This is a genomic window from Streptococcus mitis, from assembly GCF_019929545.1.
Classification (GTDB): domain Bacteria; phylum Bacillota; class Bacilli; order Lactobacillales; family Streptococcaceae; genus Streptococcus; species Streptococcus mitis_BU.
The window spans coordinates 1-8,525 of sequence record NZ_JAHZPT010000047.1; the positions used below are offsets into that span (position 1 = coordinate 1).

Annotated in this window: 9 protein-coding genes and 2 pseudogenes; 6 read left to right on the top strand and 5 right to left on the bottom strand. The window is 41.3% G+C overall.

The annotated features are described in order from the left end of the window. Positions 1-290: 290 nt before the first annotated feature. From K1I71_RS09235 to K1I71_RS09245, 3 genes are read right to left on the bottom strand one after another with little or no spacing between them, the layout of a single operon-like run. A complete protein-coding gene (locus K1I71_RS09235; RefSeq protein WP_317628064.1) occupies positions 291-518 on the bottom strand; it encodes a DNA-binding protein in 228 nt (75 codons plus the stop codon). Positions 519-530: 12 nt separating this feature from the next. Further along, positions 531-767, bottom strand: a complete 237-nt coding sequence (locus K1I71_RS09240) for a hypothetical protein (protein WP_001287839.1) — start codon at positions 765-767, stop codon at positions 531-533. Further along, positions 760-1,455 carry an IS6 family transposase gene (locus K1I71_RS09245; protein WP_223330824.1) on the bottom strand — a complete coding sequence of 232 codons (696 nt, stop codon included), beginning with the start codon at positions 1,453-1,455 and terminating at the stop codon, positions 760-762. The genes K1I71_RS09240 and K1I71_RS09245 overlap by 8 nt, the downstream gene beginning before the upstream one ends. Before the next feature lie 39 nt (positions 1,456-1,494). On the opposite strand from K1I71_RS09245, the pseudogene pnuC reads away from it, so the two are divergent. After that, positions 1,495-2,016, top strand: a pseudogene (pnuC, locus tag K1I71_RS09250) (nicotinamide riboside transporter PnuC); the annotation flags it as partial. Between the two features lie 166 nt (positions 2,017-2,182). Here the strand turns inward: pnuC and K1I71_RS09255 are convergent. Then, entirely contained in the window at positions 2,183-2,719 is a 537-nt protein-coding gene (locus tag K1I71_RS09255) for a TetR/AcrR family transcriptional regulator (protein ID WP_042900442.1), read from the bottom strand. A 132-nt stretch (positions 2,720-2,851) separates the two neighbouring features. On the opposite strand from K1I71_RS09255, the gene K1I71_RS09260 reads away from it, so the two are divergent. Next, complete coding sequence (locus K1I71_RS09260) at positions 2,852-3,742, top strand: cation diffusion facilitator family transporter (protein ID WP_033688214.1); 891 nt, start codon at positions 2,852-2,854, stop codon at positions 3,740-3,742. A gap of 142 nt (positions 3,743-3,884) precedes the next feature. On the opposite strand, the gene galR is transcribed toward K1I71_RS09260, so the two are convergent. Beyond that, the gene (gene galR, locus K1I71_RS09265) at positions 3,885-4,889 is read right to left on the bottom strand and encodes a LacI family DNA-binding transcriptional regulator (protein WP_203176723.1); all 1,005 of its coding nucleotides are present in this window, start codon (positions 4,887-4,889) and stop codon (positions 3,885-3,887) included. A 165-nt stretch (positions 4,890-5,054) separates the two neighbouring features. Between galR and K1I71_RS09270 the strand changes: the two genes are divergently transcribed. From K1I71_RS09270 to K1I71_RS09285, 4 genes and pseudogenes are all read left to right on the top strand, one after another. Further along, positions 5,055-6,233: a galactokinase gene (locus tag K1I71_RS09270; protein WP_223330825.1), complete on the top strand. Its 1,179-nt coding sequence runs from the start codon at positions 5,055-5,057 to the stop codon at positions 6,231-6,233. An 18-nt stretch (positions 6,234-6,251) separates the two neighbouring features. Beyond that, positions 6,252-7,733, top strand: coding sequence for a UDP-glucose--hexose-1-phosphate uridylyltransferase (locus tag K1I71_RS09275; protein WP_223330826.1), 1,482 nt, complete (start codon positions 6,252-6,254; stop codon positions 7,731-7,733). Positions 7,734-7,802: 69 nt separating this feature from the next. Beyond that, positions 7,803-8,207, top strand: a complete 405-nt coding sequence (locus K1I71_RS09280) for a PaaI family thioesterase (RefSeq protein WP_000651198.1) — start codon at positions 7,803-7,805, stop codon at positions 8,205-8,207. Between the two features lie 156 nt (positions 8,208-8,363). Further along, positions 8,364-8,459 (top strand): annotated as a pseudogene (locus K1I71_RS09285) (DNA adenine methylase); the annotation flags it as partial. Positions 8,460-8,525 lie beyond the last annotated feature (66 nt).

The following is an 8,525-nucleotide window of genomic DNA, read 5'->3' on the forward strand; positions in this document are numbered from 1 at the left end:
GAATGTGCCAACTAAATGAGACACATACAGTTGATTTTTTCTTTTGTGATAAGAGTGGAGTTTTTAGAGGTGCCCTATACCATTTCTTTTGGATTTTTTGTTTGACTAATACAAAATAGGTCTTCATAGGTCTTCGCATTTTTAGCGCCCATTAGGATCATCAGTATAATTTTCTGAATTAGGAGGCTGTCCCATCACTATTCGAACTTCGTCTCCCAACTTACGCTGTTCCTATTCATCCGTGAATACTTTAAATCGCAATTCTGGAACTTTCTTTTTAACTGAATCATCTATTTTCGCCATAGTCCCCACCATTTTATTGGTTTTTCTTGTTCTTCTATCCTTTTTTGATCTTTGATTTGTTCCTGCAAATTTTCCAACTTCTCTTTAAGAGCGTTCACATCATCTTTATATTGATTGTCTAAGTGTTTGAATTCTGTTTCCTGTGAGGGCATTTTGAGGGCTTTTAAGTTATCATTTTCCGCCTTGTATTCTTCTAGCAACTTTTTATCTTGCAAGGCTAATCGTTGTTACTGGTCTAACAAATTAGTTAGTTTTTCTATTTGTTGGTCTTTGGTATTTGATTTGCTACTACTTTCTACTTTACCTAAAATTATTTTTTCTGCTTTAGAATTTATTAGATTAGACCCATTGGAACTTTTAAGCTGTAATTCTTTTGGTAACCTTTGGTAGTGATATTGAATATTTTGTTTTGTAACACTCAACTCATCCGCCAGCTCTTTGATCGTTTTTAAGTCTTCACTCATGGTTTAAGTCCTGCCTTTTAACCGTTGGTAGATATTGTTCAATGGCTTTTTTGAGGTAGCGTGCGATATTATGCTTAGAATATTCTTCACGTCTGCTGGCAACATAAGACAAGTGGTCTTTGACACTATTTAGCCCTCTTAATTCTTTCAGTTCGTCATAGAGGGGGTAAACATGGACTTGCAATCCTGCCATGATTTTTGTATCTTGCATTTCAAACGGACTTAGCAACATATTTTCTAGCAATAGCGTGGTGTACTTGCTTTTCATTGCTTCAATAGTTAGCTTATCTTCGGTTTCTGCTTTGCGTGCTTTATCTTCTTGATAGGCGGTATCTTCTAACTTATAGCTGTTATCGTCTGCTCGACGTTTCTTTCGTAACCAGATATCCAGTGTTAAACCGTCCGCCTCAATCGCTCGATAGAGATAATGCCAACGCCCCTTAATTTTGATATAGGTTTCATCCATTTTCCACGAATAGAAGGACTGTTTATTTTTCTTTTTCCAGAGATGATAGAGGATTTTACTGTATTCTTGAACCCACCGATAAATCGTAGTGTGACAAACATTTATTCCAGGGTCATAAAGCAATTCCTGAACTTCACGATAGCTCAGATTGTAACGTAGGTAATAATCAACAGCGACAATGATGACGTCTTGTTGGAATTGTTTGCCTTTAAAATGATTCATCTCTCAAGCCTTACTAACCTTTTTTCTGCTTTTTGAGAAGCTGAAGGTCGTGCTAGTAACTACCTATTTGGTTTGATTAATTCCATCATTTATCTGGTGCTTGCCCTTCAAAAAGGCTTCTATGGTGAGGTTTTAACAACTCTCTATTTTACAATTATGCAACCGATTGGGCTCCTAGTTTGGATTTATCAAGCTCAGTTTAAGAAAGAACAACAAGAGTTTGTCGCACGTAAACTATATGGCAAGGGTTGGACAAAGTATCTTTCCATTAGTGTTCTTTGGTGGTTGGTTTTTGGCTTTATTTATCAGTCTATCGGTGCCAATCGTCCCTATCGTGATTCTATCACTGATGCGACCAATGGGGTAGGGCAAATCCTCATGACAGCTGTTTACCGTGAACAATGGATATTCTGGGCAGCTACAAATGTCTTTTCAATTTATCTCTGGTGGGGAGGAAGCCTGCAAATTCAAGGGAAATACCTGATTTATCTCATCAACAGTCTAGTTGGTTGGTATCAGTGGAGCAAGGCAGCTAAGCAGAATGCTGACTTACCTAACTAAGAAGAGATGTTTGAAAATGCTGTTTTAAGTTTTCGGTTAAAACAGATAGAGTTGATAATCAAGGATTTGAGATAATGAAAAAGAGGATCGGTGGGTCCTCTTTTATTGTTAAAAAAATGAAAAACTCAGTAGTCTAGGCATAAGGCAACTGAGCTCTACTCTGTATTCAATTTTTAGGAATGAGAAGGTCTAGATAAAACTGGACAACTTCTTGTTCTGTGAAATCTTGCCCTTTTTTAAGCCACCAGGTTAATGTCTCGATAAAGTTGGTTACAACTAAGTGTTGGAGATAAGAAGCAGGCAGACTTGGGTGAGCTTTTTTCAAATCCTCAGCCAGCATGGGATAGACGTGGTGCTCCAGCTCTCTCTGGAGTTGACGGAGGAAGTAGTCATTTTTGGAGAATAGTAAACTAGTGATATGGTCTTGATTTTTCTGAAAATGTAGAAAGAGGTGGGCAAGGTAATCTTCGGTTGAAATGGCTTGCTCTCTTTCAAAGAGATGATGGAAGAGGTAACGACAGAGCTCATCTAGAAGTAGCTCTTTGCTTTCATAGTGACAGTAAAAGGTGGAACGTCCCACATCTGCGAGATCAATGATATCCTGAACAGTAGTGGCCTCGTAGCCCTTAGCATTCAAAAGTTGTAGAAAAGCTTGATAGATAGCTTTTTTTGTTTTACTGATACGGCGGTCAATCTTAGTCATATGGACACTTGAGGCAAATTGTTCAGAACTGAATAAAGCTGACGCTTTGCTTCTATCCTTTCTTTGAGTTTTAGTGGATAATGATAATGAACAAGATGTTCATGAATCTATTATAACAAAGGAATGAGAAATATGAAGACAAAATATGCTGTTTGGGTGGCCTTTTTCTTAAATTTGACTTATGCCATTGTCGAGTTTATTGCAGGTGGAATATTTGGTTCTAGCGCTGTTCTTGCTGACTCTGTGCATGACTTGGGAGATGCGATTGCAATTGGAATATCAGCTTTTCTAGAAACCATCTCTAATCGTGAAGAAGATAATCAGTACACCTTGGGCTATAAGCGGTTTAGTCTGCTAGGAGCCTTGGTAACAGCGATAATACTCATGACAGGATCAGTTCTAGTCATTTTGGAAAATGTCACGAAGATTTTAAATCCGCAACCAGTCAATGATGAGGGGATTCTCTGGTTAGGAATTATTGCGATTACTATTAATGTGTTAGCGAGTCTAGTGGTTGGTAAGGGAAAGACAAAGAATGAGTCTATTCTGAGTCTGCATTTTCTGGAAGATACCCTAGGGTGGCTGGCTGTGATTCTGATGGCGATTGTTCTTCGGTTCACGAACTGGTATATCCTAGACCCACTTTTGTCCCTTGTCATTTCTTTCTTTATTCTTTCAAAAGCCCTTCCACGTTTTTGGTCTACGCTCAAGATTTTCTTGGATGCTGTGCCAGAAGGTCTTGATATTGAGCAAGTAAAGAATGGCCTGGAGCGATTGGACAATGTGGCCAGTCTTAATCAGCTTAATCTCTGGACTATGGATGGTTTGGAAAAAAATGCCATTGTCCATCTCTGTTTAGAAGATTGGGAGCAGATGACGGAAACAAAGAATCAAGTACGTCAGCTCTTAGAAGAAAGAGGTGTGCAGAATATTACTATCGAAGTGGACACCAGTCAAAGCAATCATGCGCAACATAAGCGAAAGGTAACAGCTTTAGAGCAGCACCACGGGCATCAACACTAGAAAAAGAGGCTGGGACAAAACTCAATTTCAAGATAGAATGAAGTAAATCTTCACACAAAAACGCATAGTATCAAGGTTTCTAAACATTTGACACTATGCGCTTTTTGCTTTTAGAGACTTTTTGCCTAGCTTATTTAATATCTTAATCATTCCTTGTACTTTCTCTCAATGTCAGTCTGGTTCCCAGCATGGTCAAGCTGGGGATTTTGCGACCGTGGAGTACTTCCTTATTAAGAATATCCATGCCAGCTCTGCCCATTTCTTCGGTATAGACGGTGATGCTGGAGAGGGGAGGATAGACTTGCTTGGTCAGGCTGGTATCGTTAAAGGAAATAAGACTGACGCGATCTGGCAGGCTGATTCCAGCTTCTTGGAGGGCACGGAGGGCACCGATAGCTAAACTATCGCTGGCTGCGAAAAATGCTGGCGGGAGTTGGTCTCCTAAGTTCTGAATGGCCTCCTTCATTAAGTCATAGCCAGACTGGGCGGTAAAGCTTCCTTGAAAGACCAGTTCATCATGATAGATTCCCTTTGTTTGACTGTAGTTCTTAAAATTTTCAAGCCGCTTATCCTCAATGATTTCTTTTTGGTCAGTTGTTTCCTCAAGGCCGGTTAAAATCCCTATACGGTCCGTTCCTTGACTGAGGAAATAATCGACAACCTGTTTCATGGCAGTATAAAAGTCCGTGATAATGCAGGTATGTCCCAGGGAAAGTGTATCACTGTCTAGAAAGACCAGGGGTTTTTGGTATTCTTCAAAGGCAGAAATCTGAGTTCGGCTAAACTTTCCGATGCAGAGAATCCCAATCACTTCCTCGCTCAGGGTAAAAGGATGGTCATTAAAATAGCGCAAGATATCATAGTCCAACTCTTGGGCTCTTTTCTCTATGCCTAGGCGAATCTGGTAGTAGTAGAGATCGTCCAGCTCCCCTTGTTCGCTGACCCATTGGATAATGGCAATTTTTTGCTTGGGCTTGTGGGACTCGCCTGTCTTGAGGTGTTTGGTGTAGCCCAGCTCTTCAGCAACGGTTAAAATACGGTGTCTGGTTTCTTCTGTAACAGATAGGCTCTGGTCGCGGTTTAGAACACGGGATACGGTCGCGATAGAGACAGAGGCTAGCTGTGCAATATCTTTTAAGGTAGCCATAAATCCTCCTTCTTTAAGGTTAGTATATCATATTTTTCTGCTTTTTTACTTATATTTTAGTAAAATTTTAGTAAAAAGGATTGACCTTGGGAAATCCCTTGGATACAATAAAAGAAAACGATTACACGTTAAGGTGACTTAACGGACAGTCAAAGGAGAATTCATATGACACAACATCTTACTGCAGAAGCACTTCGTAAAGACTTTCTTGCTGTTTTTGGTCAAGAAGCAGACCAAACTTTCTTCTCACCAGGTCGTATCAATCTGATTGGTGAACACACAGACTACAACGGTGGGCACGTTTTTCCAGCTGCTATTTCCTTGGGAACTTACGGGGCTGCTCGCAAACGTGATGACCAAGTCTTGCGTTTCTACTCAGCTAACTTTGAGGACAAGGGCATTATCGAAGTGCCTCTCGCTGACCTCAAGTTTGAAAAAGAGCACAACTGGACCAACTATCCAAAAGGTGTCCTTCATTTCTTGCAAGAAGCTGGGCACGTGATTGACAAAGGTTTTGATTTTTATGTTTATGGGAATATCCCAAATGGTGCTGGTTTATCTTCTTCAGCATCCCTTGAACTCTTAACAGGGGTCGTGGCAGAGCATCTCTTTGATTTAAAATTAGAGCGTCTTGATTTGGTTAAAATCGGAAAACAAACAGAAAACAACTTTATCGGAGTCAACTCTGGTATCATGGACCAGTTTGCTATCGGTATGGGAGCAGACCAACGTGCTATTTACCTAGATACCAACACCTTGGAGTATGACTTGGTGCCACTTGATTTGAAGGACAATGTCGTTGTTATCATGAACACCAATAAACGCCGTGAATTGGCTGACTCTAAGTACAATGAACGTCGTGCTGAGTGTGAAAAAGCAGTGGAAGAATTGCAAGTTGCTTTAGATATTCAGACCTTGGGTGAATTGGATGAGTGGGCCTTTGACCAATATAGCTACTTGATTAAAGATGAAAATCGTTTGAAACGTGCTCGCCATGCTGTGCTTGAAAACCAACGTACCCTCAAAGCTCAAGTAGCTCTTCAAGCAGGAGATTTGGAAACATTTGGTCGCTTGATGAATGCGTCACACGTTTCTCTTGAGCATGACTATGAAGTAACTGGTTTGGAATTGGATACTCTTGTTCACACAGCTTGGGCACAAGAAGGTGTTCTCGGTGCTCGTATGACAGGGGCAGGTTTTGGAGGATGTGCCATTGCCTTGGTACAAAAGGATACTGTTGAGGCCTTTAAGGGAGCTGTTGGAAAACACTACGAGGAAGTAGTTGGATACGCTCCAAGTTTCTATATCGCTGAAGTTGCAGGTGGCACTCGCGTCCTTGACTAGTCAAAAGGAGGCTCTATAGTGACCTTAGTAGATAAATTTGTAACACATGTCATTTCTGAAAGTTCATATGAGGAAATGGATCGAATCTACCTGACCAATCGTGTCTTGGCACGAGTGGGAGATGGTGTTTTGGAAGTTGAGACGGATCTAGATCAATTGATTGACCTCAAGGACCAGCTGGTTGAGGAAGCCGTTCGATTAGAGACGATTGAGGATAGTCAGACTGCGCGTGAAATCCTTGGTGCTGAACTGATGGATTTGGTGACCCCTTGTCCGAGTCAGGTCAATCGTGACTTCTGGGAAACCTATGTCCACTCTCCTGAGCAAGCGATAGAGGATTTTTACCAACTCAGTCAGAAAAATGACTACATCAAACTCAAGGCCATTGCTAAAAATATTGCTTATCGTGTTCCATCTGATTACGGTGAACTTGAAATTACTATCAATCTCTCTAAGCCTGAAAAGGATCCCAAAGAGATTGCGGCAGCCAAGTTGGTGCAAGCTAGTAATTATCCTCAGTGTCAGCTTTGTCTAGAGAATGAGGGCTATCATGGTCGGGTCAACCATCCAGCTCGTAGCAACCACCGTATTATCCGCTTTGAAATGGCGGGTCAGGAGTGGGGTTTCCAGTATTCGCCCTATGCTTACTTTAATGAGCACTGTATTTTCTTAGATGGCCAGCATCGTCCCATGGCTATCAGTCGTCAGAGTTTTGAGCGTCTGCTAGCTATCGTAGAGCAGTTTCCAGGATATTTTGCGGGTTCAAATGCGGACCTACCAATTGTGGGGGGCTCTATTCTAACTCATGATCACTATCAGGGAGGCCGACACGTCTTTCCGATGGAATTGGCTCCCTTGCAAAAGACCTTCCGATTTGTTGGTTTTGAGCAGGTCAAGGCTGGGATTGTCAAGTGGCCAATGTCAGTGTTGCGTTTGACTTCGGATTCTAAAGAAGATTTAATCAACTTAGCTGACAAGATTTTGCAGGAATGGCGCCAGTATTCAGATCCAAGGGTGCAGATTTTGGCAGAGACAGACGGGACACCGCATCATACCATCACACCGATTGCCCGTAAACGCAACGGTCAGTTTGAGTTGGACTTGGTCTTGCGGGACAATCAGACTTCTGCAGAACATCCTGACGGCATCTATCATCCCCACAAGGATGTCCAACATATCAAGAAGGAAAATATTGGCTTGATTGAGGTCATGGGCTTGGCAATCTTGCCACCACGTCTGAAAGCAGAAGTGGAGCAAGTCGCTAGCTATCTTGTAGGAGAAGCTGTTACAGTTGCCTCTTATCATCAAGAGTGGGCAGATCAACTCAAAGTCCAACATCCAGATCTAACGGATAAAGAAAAAGCCCTTAAAATCGTCCAGGACTCTGTGGGTACTATCTTTGCGCGTGTACTTGAGGATGCAGGGGTTTACAAGCAGACGGAACAAGGACAGGCAGCCTTTATGCGTTTTGTGGAGCAGGTCGGGATTTTGCCAGACTAGGAGCTTTCTCCTTGCACAGTCCTATAAAAAGTAGTATCATAGTGTCGTTTGAAATATCAGGAGGAAACGATGAAAGACTTTCATTTTGACGCTATATCTGCCTTTGAAAATTACGAAATTGAAAAAATGAGAGATGGTCACGTTGTGGTGACGACCAAAGTAGTGGACTCGTCGCTCAACTACTATGGCAATGCCCATGGTGGCTATCTCTTTACCCTTTGTGACCAGATCAGTGGTTTGGTGGTTATCTCGCTGGGGCTTGATGGGGTGACACTTCAATCTTCTATCAACTACCTCAAGGCAGGAAAACTCGACGACGTGTTGACCATTAAAGGAGAATGTGTCCATCAAGGTCGCACAACCTGTGTGGTGGATGTGGATATCACCAATCAAGAAGGCAGAAATGTCTGTAAAGCAACCTTCACCATGTTTGTCACAGGCCAGCGGTCAGAAGATAGACAGGTAAGGATATAAAGAGTAATTTAATAGAGTGAGGTGAATTTTGGAATTTATAAAATTTGCCTTACTCATTTTTTGATATTGATATGATTTAATTCTAAAATAGAAAATTTAGTAATGTGGTAGAAAATACAAGAGTTGTGTTTTAATTTCTATGGTATAATTAAAAGCATGAAGATAAAAGAAATAAAGGAAGTTACTTTACAACCGTTCACGAAATGGACAGGTGGTAAAAGACAATTATTGCCTGTTATTAGAGGGCACCTCTAAAAACCTATCCAATGGACACCAAAATATGAGATAATAGCCTTATCATAAGATGAGGTTATTATT

Bases quoted from the DNA above. Each gene is read 5' to 3' on its own strand.
- K1I71_RS09270 (WP_223330825.1), top strand. From the start codon at position 5,055: ATGACACAACATCTTACTGCAGAAGCACTTCGTAAAGACTTTCTTGCT.
- K1I71_RS09260 (WP_033688214.1), top strand. From the start codon at position 2,852: ATGAAGACAAAATATGCTGTTTGGGTGGCCTTTTTCTTAAATTTGACT.
- K1I71_RS09240 (WP_001287839.1), bottom strand. From the start codon at position 767: ATGAGTGAAGACTTAAAAACGATCAAAGAGCTGGCGGATGAGTTGAGT.
- galR (WP_203176723.1), bottom strand. From the start codon at position 4,889: ATGGCTACCTTAAAAGATATTGCACAGCTAGCCTCTGTCTCTATCGCG.
- K1I71_RS09245 (WP_223330824.1), bottom strand. From the start codon at position 1,455: ATGAATCATTTTAAAGGCAAACAATTCCAACAAGACGTCATCATTGTC.
- K1I71_RS09255 (WP_042900442.1), bottom strand. From the start codon at position 2,719: ATGACTAAGATTGACCGCCGTATCAGTAAAACAAAAAAAGCTATCTAT.
- K1I71_RS09280 (WP_000651198.1), top strand. From the start codon at position 7,803: ATGAAAGACTTTCATTTTGACGCTATATCTGCCTTTGAAAATTACGAA.